The sequence below is a fragment of the Neorhizobium sp. PAMB6716 genome, assembly GCF_058242805.1.
This window is the reverse complement of the sequence record NZ_CM177835.1, coordinates 965308-982314: the sequence shown is the minus strand read 5'-3', so window position 1 is coordinate 982314 and position 17007 is coordinate 965308. Positions and strand designations below refer to the sequence as shown.

Annotated in this window: 15 protein-coding genes; 1 reads left to right on the top strand and 14 read right to left on the bottom strand. The window is 62.8% G+C overall.

The genetic code is table 11. The features are described 5' to 3' along the window. Nucleotides 1–44: 44 nt before the first annotated feature. The gene (gene yajC, locus AC4CWH_RS04645; RefSeq protein WP_491284490.1) at nt 45–395 is read right to left on the bottom strand and encodes a preprotein translocase subunit YajC; all 351 of its coding nucleotides are present in this window, start codon (nt 393–395) and stop codon (nt 45–47) included. A gap of 220 nt (nt 396–615) precedes the next feature. Here yajC and AC4CWH_RS04640 point away from each other — a divergent pair, with 220 nt between their 5' ends. Then, on the top strand, nt 616–1488 hold the full coding sequence (locus AC4CWH_RS04640; RefSeq protein ID WP_491320587.1) for an ATP-binding protein: 873 nt from the start codon (nt 616–618) through the stop codon (nt 1486–1488). Between the two features lie 123 nt (nt 1489–1611). Here the strand turns inward: AC4CWH_RS04640 and AC4CWH_RS04635 are convergent, their stop codons facing one another. From AC4CWH_RS04635 to argS, 13 genes are all read right to left on the bottom strand, one after another. Next, entirely contained in the window at nt 1612–3153 is a 1542-nt protein-coding gene (locus AC4CWH_RS04635; protein WP_491320586.1) for a peptidoglycan DD-metalloendopeptidase family protein, read from the bottom strand. A 183-nt stretch (nt 3154–3336) separates the two neighbouring features. Further along, nucleotides 3337–3978: a protein-L-isoaspartate(D-aspartate) O-methyltransferase gene (locus AC4CWH_RS04630; protein WP_491284485.1), complete on the bottom strand. Its 642-nt coding sequence runs from the start codon at nt 3976–3978 to the stop codon at nt 3337–3339. Between the two features lie 8 nt (nt 3979–3986). Next, nucleotides 3987–4754: a 5'/3'-nucleotidase SurE gene (surE, locus tag AC4CWH_RS04625; RefSeq protein WP_491320585.1), complete on the bottom strand. Its 768-nt coding sequence runs from the start codon at nt 4752–4754 to the stop codon at nt 3987–3989. A 10-nt stretch (nt 4755–4764) separates the two neighbouring features. Then, nucleotides 4765–6048, bottom strand: coding sequence for a serine--tRNA ligase (gene serS, locus AC4CWH_RS04620; RefSeq protein WP_491320584.1), 1284 nt, complete (start codon nt 6046–6048; stop codon nt 4765–4767). Between the two features lie 98 nt (nt 6049–6146). Then, nucleotides 6147–6989 carry a twin-arginine translocase subunit TatC gene (gene tatC, locus AC4CWH_RS04615; protein ID WP_491284479.1) on the bottom strand — a complete coding sequence of 281 codons (843 nt, stop codon included), beginning with the start codon at nt 6987–6989 and terminating at the stop codon, nt 6147–6149. Next, nucleotides 6986–7747 carry a Sec-independent protein translocase protein TatB gene (gene tatB / locus AC4CWH_RS04610; RefSeq protein ID WP_491320583.1) on the bottom strand — a complete coding sequence of 254 codons (762 nt, stop codon included), beginning with the start codon at nt 7745–7747 and terminating at the stop codon, nt 6986–6988. The genes tatC and tatB overlap by 4 nt, the downstream gene beginning before the upstream one ends. A gap of 47 nt (nt 7748–7794) precedes the next feature. After that, entirely contained in the window at nt 7795–8007 is a 213-nt protein-coding gene (locus AC4CWH_RS04605) for a twin-arginine translocase TatA/TatE family subunit (protein ID WP_491284475.1), read from the bottom strand. A gap of 42 nt (nt 8008–8049) precedes the next feature. Further along, complete coding sequence (locus AC4CWH_RS04600; protein WP_491320582.1) at nt 8050–9171, bottom strand: ABC transporter ATP-binding protein; 1122 nt, start codon at nt 9169–9171, stop codon at nt 8050–8052. Between the two features lie 47 nt (nt 9172–9218). Continuing rightward, complete coding sequence (gene scpB, locus AC4CWH_RS04595) at nt 9219–9896, bottom strand: SMC-Scp complex subunit ScpB (protein ID WP_491321353.1); 678 nt, start codon at nt 9894–9896, stop codon at nt 9219–9221. Between the two features lie 104 nt (nt 9897–10000). Further along, nucleotides 10001–10855, bottom strand: coding sequence for a segregation and condensation protein A (locus AC4CWH_RS04590; protein ID WP_491320581.1), 855 nt, complete (start codon nt 10853–10855; stop codon nt 10001–10003). Between the two features lie 38 nt (nt 10856–10893). Then, a complete protein-coding gene (gene nagZ, locus AC4CWH_RS04585; protein WP_491320580.1) occupies nt 10894–11910 on the bottom strand; it encodes a beta-N-acetylhexosaminidase in 1017 nt (338 codons plus the stop codon). A 121-nt stretch (nt 11911–12031) separates the two neighbouring features. Continuing rightward, nucleotides 12032–15133, bottom strand: coding sequence for an SPOR domain-containing protein (locus tag AC4CWH_RS04580; RefSeq protein WP_491320579.1), 3102 nt, complete (start codon nt 15131–15133; stop codon nt 12032–12034). A gap of 67 nt (nt 15134–15200) precedes the next feature. Continuing rightward, nucleotides 15201–16958 carry an arginine--tRNA ligase gene (gene argS, locus AC4CWH_RS04575; RefSeq protein WP_491320578.1) on the bottom strand — a complete coding sequence of 586 codons (1758 nt, stop codon included), beginning with the start codon at nt 16956–16958 and terminating at the stop codon, nt 15201–15203. Nucleotides 16959–17007 lie beyond the last annotated feature (49 nt).

Below are 17007 nucleotides of genomic sequence, written 5' to 3'. Positions count from 1 at the left end.
AGAGAGGCGTCCGCCTGAAGCGGACGCCGAGCCCGGGTAGACGGTCAGGCCTTCTCGGTCTTGACCGGCTCGCCCTTGACGCGGACTTCAGCCACGTAGGTGCGCAGCACGCGAACCTTGACGTTCTCGGCGATTTCCACTTCCAGTTCCGTATCGTCGATGACCTTGGTCACCTTGCCGGAAATGCCGCCGCCCAGAACGACCTGGTCCCCGCGGCGGATGTTCGACAGGGTTTCCTGGCGCTTCTTCAACTGTGCGCGCTGCGGACGGATGAGGAAGAAATACCAGACCACCATCAACGGCGCGAAGAGGAAAAGCATTTCGAGGCCGGAGCCAAATGCAGATGCAGACGGGGCTGCGCCTTCGGCCTGGGCAAATGCTTCAGTAATGAACATCGATAACTCCCGGAATTGGATGACGGAGGTACCCCCGTCTCAAGCCGCCGGAATATAGTTGCGATCAAGGCGAATGCAACAGAAACGAAGGCTCAGGGCGTACCGAATTCAGGCCTCTTACCCTTTCGATGGGGAAAACGCCATGCTACCGCCGAGGAAAAGCGCAAACGACGCCTGCCCTGACGCTTCCGGCCCGTGCCGCCGCACCAAGGAGATGAAGATGACCGTGGACGCAACTGCCGAACTGATTGCCGAGGTGCGCCGGCTGGCCGATGCGCTGGACCGTCTGGCCGGCCCCGCGCCCGCCGTCAACGACTGGGCGGCCGCCGACTGTTTCGTCTGGGTGCCGGCCAACCGATATCTGCAGCCTGTGGCGCGCCCGAACCGGGTGGCGCTTTCCCTCATTCGCGGCGTCAATCACGTGCGCGACATCCTTCATGAAAACACGCTGCGTTTTGCCGAAGGTTATGAGGCCAACAACGTGCTGCTGTGGGGCGCGCGCGGCATGGGCAAGTCCTCGCTGGTCAAGGCCGTGCATGCGGATGTGAAGGCTTCGACGGCCGCCGCCCTCAAACTGGTGGAAGTTCACCGCGAAGACATTTCCTCGCTGCCCGCCCTCCTCGACATTCTGAAGGTTTCGGACCAGCGTATCATCGTGTTCTGCGATGACCTCTCCTTCGATCACGACGACACCGCCTACAAGTCGCTGAAGGCGGCACTCGACGGCGGCATCGAGGGGCGTCCGGACAATGTTCTCTTCTACGCCACGTCCAACCGCCGCCATCTCCTGCCCCGCCACATGCTGGAAAACGAGCAGTCGACGGCGATCAACCCGTCCGAAGCGGTTGAGGAAAAGGTGTCGCTGTCGGATCGTTTCGGCCTGTGGCTCGGCTTCCACAAGTGCAGCCAGGAGGATTATCTCGGCATGATCGATGGCTACGCCAGCCATTTCGATCTGGGTCTGCCACGCGAAACACTGCATCACGAGGCGCTGGAATGGGCGACGACCCGCGGCGGTCGGTCGGGCCGCGTCGCCTGGCAATATATCCAGGATCTCGCCGGGCGCCTGCGCAAGCCGCTTCACCGGGCTTAAGCTCCCCCAAAAACGCGCATGAAAAAAGCCCGGACATGCCGGGCTTTCTCCGATCCCCTCGATACGCAAAACAACTGCGAGGGCAATTCTTTATCTTTTGGCGCGTTTCGGCCTTGGCTCTTCCTATTCCAGGAAGGTCATCGGATTGACGGGCGTTGCATCCTTGCGCACTTCGAAATGCACCTGCGGGCGCTTTGCATCACCGCTCATGCCTGATGTGGCAAGCGTCTGGCCGCGCTGGATTTTTTGACCGCGCGTCACGTTGATGTTGCCGGCGTGGCCGTAGACCGTCACCTTGCCATCGTCGTGGCGCACCAGAACGGTGTTGCCGAGCTGCTTCAGGCCGTTGCCGGCATAGATGACGACGCCGTTTTCGGCAGCCTTGATCGGCGTGCCCTCGGGGACGGAAATGTCGATCCCGTCATTGCGGTTGCCATCGACGTTCGAACCGTAGGCGGCAATCACGGCGCCGTTCACCGGCCAGCGGTATTTTTCGATGCCCGTCGCAGACGGTGCCGGCGTGCTGACATCGGCCTTGCTTTCCACGTCGGAAAGGCTCGCGGTCTGGGTCTGTGCCGGCTTTTCCGGGGCCTTGGCGACGGCAGCCTCGCGAGCCGGTACGGACACCGGTTCAACCTTGGCCGGGGCAGCCTGCGGGGCCGATGCCGTCTTCACGGCGTCACCGCCATTGGCGACCTTCAGAGTCTGGCCGATGCGGATGCCGCCATCGGTCAAGCCGTTCTCCGCCTTCAGGCGATCGATCGGCGTATTGGTGGCGCGGGCGATCTTGGACAGCGTATCGCCGGGCTTCACCACATAAGAGCCCTTCGGCGGCACCGGCTGGCCACCACCGGACGGCGGGGTCAGCTTGCCGGCTTCGGCCTGCATCTTGTCGCGGGAGCTTTGCGCGCCCGGCAACACGGCAACCTTGTCAGCCGGCTCGCGGGACGGGGTCGGTACATTGCCGTCGTTCGGCAGATCGATGGAGCCGGAGGCAGCCCGTGCCGTGTTCGAACGCGCTGCATAGGTGGGGATGACGACCATCTGGCCGGCCGTCAGCTGCCCGCCATTGGCTTTCAGGATTTCCTTTTCCGGCACGCCGTAACGCTGCGACAGGACGGCTGCCGTCTCGCCGGGACGCATGGCGATGCGCGGAGCATTGACGGTCGACCAGCCGGACTGGGAACCACTCTGGACAGTTTCGCTGGCGGCACGGCGCGATGCAGCAGCAGGTGCCGGCTGCACCATGGCCTGCTGGCGTGAAAGATCTTCGCGCGCCGGCGGCAGGTTGGAACCGCTGTCGCTTGGCGGTGCAAGTTCTGCACGCTGGATGGCAACCGGGGCGGCCGCACGGCGGGCCGGCGATGCGCTGGCAGAACCATAACCGCCCTGCTGCGGATAGGCCTGCTGCTGCTGCGGATAGGAAGGCTGCTGGGCATAACCACCGTTCTGCGGTGCAGCAGACGCCGTATAACCACCGACATCATCCTGCGGTGTCGGTGCCGGACCGTAAGCCCCGCCCCCCTGGCGCTGCGGAATGGATGCCGTCGTGATGTCGTCGCTTCCGGGCATCAAGCCTGAGAAACGCGTGGCATCGGAACTGCACCCCGTTGCCGCGCTGGCAAGGAACGCTGCCACGGCGACGCGGACGGCTGACTTTCTCATATTCGATGAATTGTTCAAACGCATGACCCGACCCAAACGACGCAACTAACTTGACGATCATTAAAGCCCGTTAGTCTTACCGTCGGGTTAAGGCGCGGGTCCGTCCTGCATTTTTTTGATAAATTGATAACCATGAATCGGCTTTGACCGATCCGGACACAGCAGGCTGTGGAGCAGCGCGGCTTAGAGATGCAGCGCGATATGTGAGGCGAGCGGCAGGTAAGGCGCTGGAAACAGGTCTTCGCGCTCGAACCGGCTGCCGGTCTTGGTGAGGCGCACCATCATGCAATTTTCGCCATCGGTCATCAGCGGCGCAACCATCGAGCCGCCATGCACCAGCTGTTCGGCATAAAAGCGCGGTATGCTTTCAAACGCGGCGGTGACCAGGATCCGGTCGAACGTGCCCTCCCCCTGCAGCCCGTGCGTGCCGTCTGCCTGACGGATGATGACGTTGCGAAGCCCGAGCGCTTCCATGCGCAACTGGGCGGCCTTCACCAGCGTGCGATAACGCTCAACGGTCAAGACGCGCTCCGCAATGCGCCCGATAACGGCGGCCATGAAACCGCTGCCGGTGCCGATTTCCAGCACCCGGTGGCCGGGTTTCACATGCAGCTGCGCCAGAAGCCGTGCGGCAAGATCCGCCCCTTCCATGAAGGAGCCGCAGTCGATGGGAATGCTGCGGCTGGAATAGGCATCACTGGAAAACTGCGGTGGCACGAACTGGCTGCGCGGCGTCTGCTCGATGGCCGTCAACAGATCAAGATCGGTGATGCCCTGCGCCCTCAGCCGCAGAACCAGCGCCGCAAACCCTTCTTTCTCGATCATCGCGGATTTCAAGCATCCACTCCCAGAGCCTGCAGAACCGCATCGCGCGCGCCATGATCGGTGAGATCGAGCTTCAGAGCGGTCACCGAAATCCTGTTCGCGCTCACCGCATGAATATCGGTGCCTGGTGCGAACTGTCCCGAGCGGACCGGGTAACGCAGCCAGAAGTAAGGATTGCCGCGACCGTCCTCACGCTCTTCCACCACCAGTGCGAAATCCGTCCTGCCCTGGCTTGTCACCTCCACGCCCTCCACCGCATCCGGTGTACAGGCTGGAAAATTGAGGTTGAGAAAGGTGCCGCCCGGAAGGTCTGCCTGCAGAAGCTTACCGATCAGCGCCGGCGCATGGGTTTCGGCGATTTCCCACGGAATGGTGCGGATCTCGCCGTCACGGCGCACCGCCTGGCTCAGCGACAGCGAGCGGATGCCCTGGATCGTGCCTTCGATGGCGCCCGCAATCGTGCCGGAATAGGTCACGTCGTCGGCGATATTGGAGCCGGCATTCACACCCGACAGGATGAGATCCGGCTTGACGTCCAGCACATGGCGGATCCCCATGATGACGCAATCGGTCGGCGTACCACGCACGGCATAATGCCGGTCGGCGATCTTTCGCAGCCGCAGCGGTTCCGACAGCGTCAGCGAATGGGCAAGACCGCTCTGGTCGGTTTCCGGCGCCACGATCCAGACATCGTCGGAAAGAGTGCGGGCGATGCGCTCCAGCACCGCCAGCCCTTCGGCATGAATGCCGTCGTCATTGGTCAGCAGTATCCGCATGGTTTTTGCGTCACGCGCTCCGTTCGATCCGGGTCAGGCCGCCCATGTAGGGAACCAGAACGTCCGGCACCGTCACCGACCCATCGTCATTCAGATAGTTTTCCATGACGGCAATAAGGCAGCGGCCGACAGCCGTGCCCGAACCGTTCAGCGTGTGAACGAATTTCGGCACCTTGTCGTCCTTCACCCGGTAACGGGCATTCATGCGCCGGCCCTGGAAATCGCCGCAGACCGAGCAGGACGAAATCTCGCGGTAGGTGTTCTGTCCCGGAAGCCAGACTTCCAGATCGTAGGTCTTGCGGGCGCTGAACCCCATATCGCCGGTGCAAAGCGCCATGGTGCGGAAATGGAGGCCAAGACGTTTCAGCACCTCTTCGGCGCAGGCCGTCATGCGCTCGTGTTCGGCAACCGCACTTTCGGCATCGGTGATCGACACGAGTTCGCATTTCCAGAACTGGTGCTGGCGCAACATACCGCGCGTATCGCGACCGGCAGAACCGGCCTCCGAGCGGAACGACGGCGTCAGCGCCGTAAAGCGCAGCGGCAGCTTTTCCTGCTCGAGGATTTCCCCGGACACGAGGTTGGTCAGCGTCACCTCCGCCGTCGGGATCAGCCAGCGGCCATCGGTGGTGCGAAACAGGTCTTCAGCGAATTTCGGCAGCTGGCCGGTGCCATACATCGCCTCGTCGCGCACCATCAGCGGCGAAGACACTTCCGTATAACCATGTTCGCTGGTGTGGAGATCGATCATGAACTGGCCGAGTGCCCGCTCCAGCTTTGCAAGCTGGCCGGTCAGCACCGTAAACCGCGAGCCGGACAGTTTTGCCGCCCGGTCGAAATCCATCATGCCGAGACCTTCACCGATCTCAAAATGCTCCTTGGCCGGATGGTTCCACAGCGGCTTTTCGCCGGTCACACGCGCCACCACGTTTTCATGCTCGTCCTTGCCGACGGGCACGTCATCGAAGGGAATGTTGGGCAGACGCGACAGCACGTCATCAAGCGCTGCGATCGCCTCGCGCTCCTGCTGTTCGAGCGCCGGCATCGTGTCCTTGAGGCTTGCGACTTCGGCCTTCAATTTTTCGGCCAGTTCGGAATTCTTCTGCGCCATGGCGGCGCCGATATCCTTGGAGGCGGCGTTGCGGCGCGACTGCATGTCCTGCAGCTGCTGGATCACCGCGCGACGGGTTTCGTCCAGCGCAATGATGGCCTCAGCCTGCGGCTCGGCACCGCGCTTCTTCAGGGCCTCGTCGAAGCTTTCGGGGTTTTCACGGATCCACTTGATATCGAGCATCGTCGTTCCAGGTCATGAAGTAAGAGTTATGGCCGATGCGATGCGCCCGGCCGAAAGGAAAGTCCGGCCGAGATATCCTGTTCTGCCGGAACGGATCTTCAGGCCTCGTCGGACCGGGACGGTTCTGTCTTGGCGACACCGGACACCGCACCCGTCTCGGCCACAGTCTCTTCGGCGCGCTTGCGCTCGACCAGACGTGCAGCATAGATCGAAATCTCGTAGAGAAGGATTGTCGGCAGTGCAAGACCGATCTGGGACATCGGATCGGGCGGCGTCAGGACGGCGGCCACCACAAAGGCGATGACGATGGCGAACTTGCGCTTTTCGCGCAGCCAGTCGCTGGAGAGAATGCCCACCCGCGCCAGAAGCGTGGTGACCACAGGCAGCTGGAAGACCAGCCCGAAGGACATGACCAGCGTCATGATCAGCGACAGGTATTCCGACACCTTCGGCATCAGCGAGATCGCCACTTCTCCTTCGCCCGGCGCCTGCTGCATGGCGAGGAAAAACCACATCACCATCGGCGTGAAGAAGAAATAGACGAGCGCTGCCCCCATCAGGAAGAGCACCGGCGAAGCAATCAGGAACGGCAGGAAGGCTGCACGCTCATTCTTGTAGAGACCCGGAGCCACGAACTTGTAGAGCTGCGAGGCGATGATCGGGAATGCAATCACCAGCGCGCCGAACATGGCCACCTTCACCTGGGTGAAGAAGAATTCCTGTGGAGCCGTGTAGATCAACTCGGATTTGGCAAGGTCGAGGCCTGCCCAGAGCACCGCCCATTTGTAGGGAATGACCAGCAGGTTGAACAACTGCTTGGCAAAGAAGAAGCAGACCAGAAATGCCAGGAAAAACGCCGCCAGCGACCAGATCAGCCGCGTGCGCAGCTCCACCAGATGCTCGATGAGCGGCTGGGGCTTGTCTTCAATGTCGCCGGTCATGCTTCATCCTTGGATGTTGTCGGTTTTTTGCGAGCCCGCGCAACCGGCTTTGAAGCCGGTGGCTGATCGGCGGCCGGCTCTGCGGCGACGGCTTGCGCGGCCGGCTTTGCCGTGCGCCGTGGCTTTGCGGGCAAAGGCTTCGTTGCATCGAGGATCGGCGCCTCAACCACCTGTGCAGCCGTCTTTCTGGGTGCGCGCGGCTTTTTCACCACTGCCGCAGGAACGGCAGCGGGGCCGGCGGCCGGCGCACTCGTTGCAGGCGCGTTTGCCAAAGGCGTCGTGGTCTGGCCCGGTGTGACTGCAGCAGCGGAAGGGGCCGGCGCAGCGCTGGCTACCGGTTGCGCCGGCGTGACAGGCACGATCGGCGGCGTCTCCGGCAAGGACATCGAGGGGGCAGGAATGAGATCCTCGACGGACGTCACGTCCGTGCCCTCAGCGTCGGAGGCTTTCGGCACTTCCGTCGCCTTTTGCAGGTCACTGCGGATTTCGTTGCCCATTTCCCGCAGAGGGTTCATGGCCTCGCGCAGCGCATTGGCCGGATTAAAACGCTGCGCGTCAGAAATGGTCTGGCGCACATCGTCCATGTCCGCTTCCCGCAGCGCCTGGTCGAATTGGGTCCGGAAGTCGCCCGCCATCTTGCGCAGGTTGGACGTCATCTTGCCAAATGCCCTGAGCATGGGCGGCAAGTCCTTTGGCCCGACGACAACGATCAGCACGACCGCGATGACAAGCAGTTCTGTCCAGCCGATATCCAGCATTCACTACGCTCCTGGCGGTGCCGCGCCGGTGGCGCGGCTCCGAACGATTATTTCGTTTCTTCGCGCTGGTGATCGACAGTCTTGCCACTGACCGGCGGCGGGGGCGGCGCATCATTGGTATCGTCGTCGGCCATGCCCTTCTTGAAGCTCTTGATGCCCTTGGCAACATCGCCCATCAGGTCAGGAATCTTGCCGCGACCAAAGAAGATAAGCACGATGATCAGAACGATCAGCCAGTGCCAAACACTAAAAGAACCCATGCTACCACTCCATCATTTCGCGTCGCCGTCGATGTAAGACGTTTACGCTTGTTTTTCAAACAACAAAATATCGTCCGGCGCGACCTTTACACTCACGTCTACGAGACCATCCGGCAACTGGTCGGCGCGGATGCGGGCGCGAAGCGGCACATCGAGCCCATCGACGGCAAGTGTCAGAAGCTCGACGACGCCGAGAAACCGCCGGGTGAGAATGCGGGCAGAAAGCCCGTGGCCTTCCCCCGCAACAGAAATCTGCGAAATCCGCACCGCGATATCGACCGCAGCGCCCTCGGCAAGGCCCTCTGCTTCCCGCGTCCCAAGGGGCGTGGCGACTGCGCCATGGCGCACCCTGCCCGCCATCTGGTTGATTTCCGAAAAGAACGCTGCAGCAAACAGCGATTGCGGGCGCCGGTAAAGATCCTGCGCGCGCCCGACCTGCACCAGCTGCCCCTGGTTCAGAAGTGCAATACGGTCGCCCATGCGCATGGCTTCTTCCGCATCATGGGTGACGACGATGGCCGTGGCGCGGCTCTGGCGCAGCACATCCAGCGTATCGGCGCGGATCGTATCCTTCAGGCGCGAATCAAGGCCGCTGAACGGTTCGTCCATCAGGAGAACGCCGGGGCGTGGTGCAAGTGCTCGCGCCAGGGCCACCCGCTGCTGTTCGCCGCCGGAAAGCGCATGCGGATATTTTTGTGCATAATGGGCAAGGCCCACCCGCTCCAGTGCCACCATGGCTTCGGCCCGCGCCTGCGACGCCGGCAGTGCCGTCAGCCCGAATCGCACATTGTCGAGGACGCTCAGATGCGGAAACAGCGCATAGTCCTGAAACATCAGACCGATGCCGCGCTTTTCCGGCGGCACGAACAGATCGGGTCCGGCAACCGTGCGCCCATCGATCAGAACCCGGCCGGAGGCCTGCGCCTCAATGCCGGCGGCAATCCGCAGCAGCGTCGTCTTGCCCGAACCGGAGGGGCCGAGAAGGCAGAGAACCTCACCCGGCTGAGCTTCAAGCGAGATATCGCGAACCGTTTCCTTGCCGTGGTAGCTGTGGTGGATATTCTCAAACGCAAGGCTGGAGGCAAAGGTCACGCCTGCGGTTCGGCGCAAGGCCGACTGTGCCATGAGGCCTCTCGCGCCATCCTCGGGCGAAACATCACGCATCGGCTGCAGCCCCTGTCATGCAATAGTCCGGCCGGCGCCCATAGCAGCTATTCCTCATCCCCGCCAGAAGGCGTCAAAAGGCCAAGCTCCTCCAGATCGAGCTGGGTGATCGGATCTTCTTCATCGGAGAGATCATCGGCCGAGAGGGGGATCGGAATGCGGAAATCCGGGGGAATGCGACCGGATAGAAGGCCCGCCCCCTTCAACTCCTCAAGCCCCGGCAGGTCGCGGATCTCTTCAAGGCCAAAATGGTCGAGAAAACGCGGCGTCGTGCCGAGCGTTACCGGACGGCCGGGCGTGCGCCGTCTCCCGCGAAAGCGCACCCAGCCCGCCTCCATCAGCACATCCAGCGTTCCCCGCGAGGTCTGCACGCCACGGATTTCCTCGATTTCGGCCCGCGTCACCGGCTGGTGATAGGCAATGATGGCGAGCACTTCGAGTGCTGCGCGCGACAGCTTGCGCTGCTCGGTATCGTCACGGCGGATGACGAAGGACAGATCGGCTGCCGTGCGAAAGGCCCAGCGGTCATCGACGCGGATGAGGTTGACGCCGCGCGGTGCATAAAGCCGCACCAGCTTCGCCATCAGTTTTCGCAGATCGATACCGCGCGGCAGGCGCTCCAGAAGGTATGCTTCCGAGACCGGTTCGGACGAGGCAAAGATCAGCGCCTCTGCCGTGCGTTCTGCCTCCAGCTCCAGAGCCGACAAGGCCGGCTCCGCAGAAATCGCTTCGTCATCCGATTCGGCAAGGTCTGTCTGCGGCCCGGCCGATTGCCCGTCCGTTCCTTGCAAAACCTCATCATCATCCGGTCGCTGCACGCCGCAATCCCCTATTCGCCGGTCTGGTCATCAGGCTGGTCATCGGGCGGGCCGCCGGTTGTGCGACCTGTGCCCCGGCGCATGTAGATCGGCGCAAAGGCGCCATCCTGGCGGATCTCCAGCTTGCCCTCGCGCACCAGTTCCAGCGAGGCGGCAAAGGCGCTTGCCGTTGCCGTCACCCGGTCAGCCGCCGGCAGGTAATCCATGAGGTAACGTTGCAGCACCGTCCAGTCGCCGATCTCGCCGAGCATGGAGGTCAGCATCTCACGCGCTTCCACCAGCGACCACACCTTGCGCCGCTCGATGGTGACCTGCATCACCGCCTGGCGCTGGCGCAGATTGGCATAGGCATTGAGGAGATCGTAGAGATTGGCCTCGAAAGCGGCGCCGTTGCGCTCTGGAATATGTTCTGGCGCGCCGCGCGCAAACACGTCACGGCCGAGGCGATTGCGGTTGACGAGGCGCGAGGCTGCCTCGCGCATGGCCTCCAGCCGCTTCAGGCGAAAGGCAAGCGTTGCCGCCATTTCCTCGCCGGTCGGGCCATCTTCCTGGCGCACCTGCTGGGGAATGAGAAGCTTGGACTTGAGATAGGCAAGCCAGGCCGCCATCACCAGATAATCGGCGGCAAGTTCGATGCGCACCCGGCGCGCGCTTTCGACAAAGGAAAGATACTGTTCGGCAAGCGCCAGCACCGAAATGCGTGCCAGATCCACCTTCTGGGTGCGGGCGAGATGCAGGAGAAGATCGAGGGGACCTTCGAACCCACCGACGTCAATGACCAGTGCCGGATCGCTCAGCGCGCGCGTCTCGTCATCCTTCCAGAGCCTGTCCATGGGAGTGGCAGATTGCGATGTCTCTCCGCCCATGCCCTGCCCCTTCCTGCCCTTCGCTGTGGCAGCCTGCCTCAGGCAACGGCCGTGAGGGCTGCAAATTCCGCGCGGATTGCCTCTTCGCTTGCACCATCGGCCGGCTGGAACGCCGCCTGCACGGCCTTAGCGCGCTCCAGCGCCTTGCCGGATAGCTCCGGCACTTCGCGCACCACCTGTTTCATTTCGTCCATCAGGCCGTTGCAATGCAAGACAATATCGCAGCCACCAGCGACAATATCGGCCGCCCGCTCGCCAAGCGTGCCCTTCAGCGCATTCATCGAGCTGTCGTCGGAGAGAAGCAGTCCGTCAAAACCGATCGATCCACGAATGACCTCCTCTATGACCGTGCGCGAGGTCGTCGCCGGGCGTTCGGCATCGATGGCGGTAAAGACGATATGGGCGCTCATCGCCATCATCTCGTCCTTCATGGCGCGGAAGGGCGCAAAATCCTGCGCCTCCAGTTCAGCGCGCGAGGCAGTGACGACAGGCAGGTCATGATGCGAATCGGACGTCGCCCGGCCATGGCCCGGCACGTGCTTCATCACGGGCAACATGCCGCCGGCCTTCAGCCCTTCGGAGGCTGCGGTGCCAAGGGCAGTCACCACAGCGGGATCGCCGCCATAAGAACGGTTGCCAATGGCAGGCGTTGCCCCCTCCACCAGCACGTCGAGCACCGGCAGGCAGTTGACGTTGATGCCGAGCTTCATGAGATCGAAGGCGTGCAGGCGCGACATCAGCCAAGCGGCACGAAGGCCCGCCGCCTTGTCTGCGGCAAACAGCGCGCCGAGATCGGCCGCTGCCGGATATTTTTGCACCATCGGCGGGCGGATGCGCTGCACGCGCCCGCCCTCCTGATCGATCAGCACAGGCGCATCGGGCCGCCCGATCGTGTCGCGCATGGAAGCGACAAGATCGATGATCTGCTGCGGTTCGGCAAGGTTGCGGGCAAAGAGAATGAAGCCCCAGGGGCGTTCGTTCCGGTAGAGCGCGATCTCATCTGCCGTCAGCGCAAGACCTGAACATCCAAGGATCATTGCTTTCGATTGGCTCATGCGGAAGGGTCCTCGGCTGGATAATGTGCAAGCATGGGGGAATGGTTTCAGGCTGCGACAACGTCAAACGGGGCGTTTCCGCCCCGTTCGTGTCTCGTCTGCCAAGGTCTGGCGCGCATGTTTATCGGGCGATCAGGCAGGTGCCGCCGGCAGCGCGGTAGCGTTCGCAGAGCGCTGCGGCCTCATCCTTGGTGGAACCGGCAGCGATGCGCACCCGGTAATAGGTGCCCTTGCCGGCAATGTCTGCGCGGGCAATGTCATGAGCCCGCCCGGACACAACGCTTGCAAACTTGCTGGAGATATTGGCGTAGGATTTCTGCGCTTCCGCCTCACTCGGCAGCGATGCCACCTGGATATAGTAGCCGCCGGCCCCCGAGGAGGCAGCCGGTGCTGAAGCCGGCGCGGAAGCCTGGATCGGGCGTGCGACAGCATCGGCAGCGGTCGCCACGACATTCGTCGGCTGGCGCGAGGGCCGAGCCGTCGGAACAGGCGCTGCAAACTGCGGCGCAGGTGTCGTTTCAGACGCTGCTGCGTCCTGCGTGCCGGTGAGCGCGGTCGTCTGTTCCACATCGACGCTTGCCAGCTCGGTGGGTGCCGTACCCTGCGGCTGGGAGATCGGCGTGATGCCTGCCACCGATTTGGGCTCGGCGAGTGCCGGTGATGCAGCAACGGTTTCGGCCCGGACCGGACGTGCCGGCGTCGACGCCTGCGCCGGAACGTCCGACACCTGCTCGACTAGCGTTCCATCCGGACGCACGATCATGGTCTTCACCCGACGTGGCATCACGGCAAGCTGGTCACCGGCCTGCTGGCCGGATTGTGCCGCGGCCTGCTGCGGCAGCAGGCGTGGATCCTGAGTGTCACCCACCTCCGTCGATGCCGTTTCAGCGCCGTCTTCCTCGCCTTCCATCGGCAGGTTGTCGGGCATCAGCGTCTTCTGCACCACGTCCATCGGCTGCTCGTCGGAGGAAATCAGCGAGGACTGCTTGGGGTCGTTCAGTGCGCCACCGGCAACACGGTCATAAACCGCCTTGTCCTGGTTCGGCACTGTCTTGCCGCCCGGATTTTCCGGCGCAACCTTCACCGCATCCGTATCAGCGGCAATCACCACCGGGGCACCATTGCCGCTGATGCCCGATGTGCCACCGGCATACCAGGCATAGGCGGAGACGCCCGCCACCAGCACGAGACCGGCAACGGAAGCCGGCACGATCCAGCGCGCAACTGTGCGGCGCGGCGCCTCGTAATAGGCCTCCAGATCCTCCTCCCCCTCATCCGGGCCATCGGAACGGCCGGGCTGGATGGGCTGCGAGAGTGTGCGGCGGAAATCCTCTTCCAGCGCCCGTTCAAAATCATCGAATTCATTCGCCGTCAGCGGCTGCTGCGGGGCTGGCGCGACGGCGGCTATCGACTGGGCAGCGCTCGGCGTCGCCCGGCTTCTGGGCGTTTCGCGCGTGCCTGCCGGTTGAGCGGTGTGCGTTTCAAACAGCGAAGCCAGTTCCTGATCAAGATGCAGGTCGAAATCCGAATGGACGACGGGGCGCTGCTCCGGCTCATGCACCGGCAAATCCGGCACATTGAGATCAGGAACGCTTTCCAGCATTTCCTCGGTATCGGCAAAAAGTGCGGGGTCGAAGGCATCCGGCGCGACATCCGGAACCGGCGCAGACACCGCTGCGGCACGCGTTGAAACGGGCGACGGCTGCTCCGCCATCCCCGCCGCAGAGCGGGAAGACGCCAGGAACGCCGGCACGACGGGGCTGACCGACGGTGCGACCGCCTGAGGACGGGCCGCAAACGGGGCGGGCGCAACGGCAGCGGACGGCATTGCCTCGCGCGTGGCGGCCGGGAGTTCGACCGGAGCCGGCGGCCGCGCGGGTGCAGCTGCCGCCGTCGAAGACGGTGCCGGTGCGCGCGGCTCATCGGCCAGAAGGTCAGAAAAATCGAGTTCCAGCTCCTCAAGAGACAGCTCGAAATCGTCCTCGTTCAACAGGTCGAGCGGTGCCGGTTCCTTTTTCGCGGCCGGCGCCATATCCAGGCCATGCGGCGCAAACGCCGGTTCCGCCACGTCAGGCGCTCGTGGCTGCGAAGACCGCGCGGCGTAGTGACCGACGTCGTAAACAGGCTCTTCCTGGGGCGAGAACCGCTCCTTCGGCGCTGCGTTCGAAGGCGCCGATACCGGCTCGAACGTCTGAACGTCAGGCACATCACGGGCGAAATCGGATGGCAGCAATTCCGGATCGAACAAATCGGATCGCGGCTCAGCACCTGCCGGAGCGAGCTGTTCGAAGGCAGGCTGCTCGAAGGAAGATGGCGGGGCGGCACGCATGTCCCAACCCGGTTCTTCCCCGGCCATGTCCAAAGGCGTCTGTTCGAAACGCGGTTCGGCCGGCGCCGAGGGCGCGGCCGTCATCGGCGGTTCGCCCGTGCGTTCCGGCGCGCGGTGGAAATTGGCAAGCGGCATGCGGAAACCCGGCTCGTAAGCCTTCGCCGGCGGGCGCGACGAGGTTTTGCGCGCAACCGGCACCGGCGCTGCCACCAGAGATGTCTCCAGTTCCGAAATCAGATCCAGTTCGAAATTTTCATCCATCACCGGCTGCGCGACGGACGGTTCCGGTACAGCGCGGACGGGATCGGCATTGCGCAAGACAGGGTCAAGATCGGACGGATCCGCGCGATCAAAGGCGGGCTCTACGACACGGTCCGGCTGAACAACGTGGCGGTTCCAGTCGCTTGAACCTTCACTATGCCTGCCTTGCGAAAACGTCGCGTCGGCCGACGGTGCGGGTGAAGCCTGCGGCACTTGCCCGGCATCAAGATCGTCCAGATCGGCAAACGGATCGCGACCGCGTGGCTCTGTTACGCGCGCCGGCTCCGGATAGTCATCCAAAGAATACGACCGACGAGAGTGATCGGCGTCCGGCCTGCGCACATTCGGATTTGCAGCATCGGCAACAGGCGCGTCGAGCGGCAGGTCATCCGAAGGGTCGAGACGGGGCGCCTCGTAACTTTCGAATTCGCGCAGCAATTCGTCTTCAAGATTGAAGGCCGGTTCACGGCGGCTCTGGGAGCCAGGCATTTCCGCCTGCCTCGCATTGGGCTGGAACCTTTGCGAGGGCCGCTCGTCGTAACCGGCAATCCGCGCAAGCTCCGCCAACGGATCGTCATCGGCAAAGAGATCCGGTCCGCTACCACGGCCAAGTGCAACGCTGTTGTCTGCCATACCTTCGTCCACTCACCTACGCTAACACAACCATCTGCCAGCGCATTATGGGGAAATGGTGGCGTGACTATCGCATCTCGTCCGGAGCGGCTGTGCCTGTAATGGACAGCCCGGACTTCAAGACAGAAGCGACGGCACGCACAAGCCCGAGCCTGGCGATGGTGGAGTTTCGGTCGTTATCCTTAACAAACCGTAAGTCAGGGTTGTCTTTGCCCTTATTCCAATGCGCATGGAAGGAACTTGCCAGATCATAAAGGTAAAAAGCAAGCCGATGCGGCTCCTGGGACAGGGCTGCAGCCTCGATCAGGCGCGGATATTCGGCAATTTTGGCAATCAACTGCATTTCCGCCGAATCAGTCACGCCGGAAACGGCAGCGGACAGATCAACTGATTCGATGTCAAGATCCGGAAATGCTTCGTTCGCCTGGCGGAAAATCGACATGCAGCGGGCATGGGCATACTGCACGTAAAAGACCGGATTTTCCTTGGAGTGTTCGGTCACCTTGGCAAAATCGAAATCCAGCGGCTCGGAGTTCTTCCGGTAGAGCATCATGAAGCGCACGGGATCGCGGCCGACCTCGTCCACCACTTCACGCAGCGTGACGAAATCGCCTGAACGCTTCGACATCTTCACCGGCTCGCCGTCGCGATAGAGTTTCACCAGCTGGCAGAGCAGGACGGTGAGCTTGGCCGAACCGCCGGAGACGGCACGCGCCACGGCTTCCAGCCGCTTGACGTAACCGCCGTGATCGGCACCGAGCACATAGATCATCTCGTCATAACCGCGATCGAACTTGTCCTTGAAATAGGCAACGTCGGCGGCAAAATAGGTGTAGCTTCCATCCGACTTGATCAGCGGGCGGTCAATATCGTCGCCCACCTCGGTGGAGCGGAACAGCGTCTGTTCGCGGTCTTCCCAATCTTCCGGCAGCTGGCCCTTCGGCGGCGGCAGCGTGCCGCGATAGACATGGCCCTTGAAGGTGAGGTCGTTGATCGCCTGGCGAATGCGGGCAGCGCCATCGGCATGCAGCGTGCGTTCCGAATAGAACACGTCGTGCTTTACGTTCAGCGCCTCGAGATCGGAACGGATCATCACCATCATGGCGTCGATGGCGCGGTCCTTGACCAGCGGCATCCACTCTTCCGGCGGCATATTGTGCAGCCGCGTGCCAAACTCCTTGGCGAGCGCCTCGCCGACCGGCACCAGATAATCGCCGGGATAAAGGCCCGGCGGGATGTCGCCAATGGTTTCACCCAGCGCTTCCCGGTAACGCAGGAAAACGGAGCGGGCGAGCACATCGATCTGCGAGCCGGCATCGTTGATGTAATATTCCTTGGCCACTTCGTAGCCGGCAAATTCCATGAGGTTTGCCAACGCATCGCCAACGACCGCACCACGGCAATGGCCGACATGCATGGGGCCGGTCGGGTTGGCGGAAACGAACTCGACGTTCACCTTCTTGCCCGCCCCCACGCTCGAGCGGCCGTAATCGGTGCCGGCGCGGATGACGGAGGCAAGCAGGCGCTGCCAGTAGTTCTGCGACAGGCGGATATTGATAAAGCCGGGACCAGCCACCGTCACATCAACGACGTCGGCATCTTCCTTCAGCTTTTCAGCGATGACATCGGCCAGCGCGCGCGGATTTGTGCCGAGCGGCTTTGCCAGCACCATTGCGGCATTGGTTGCCACGTCGCCATGGCTTGCGTCGCGCGGCGGCTCGATGGTGAGGCGGCTGAAATCGACGAGGTCGCGCTTTTCCCTGATGATGTCGAGGGTCTCGAGGGCGTTTTTGATCCGGACTTCGAAATCAGCGAAAAGGTTCATGGGTGTTTATCCGCGCAAACGACGGCGCAAGCCGTCCAGAGGTTCTGTT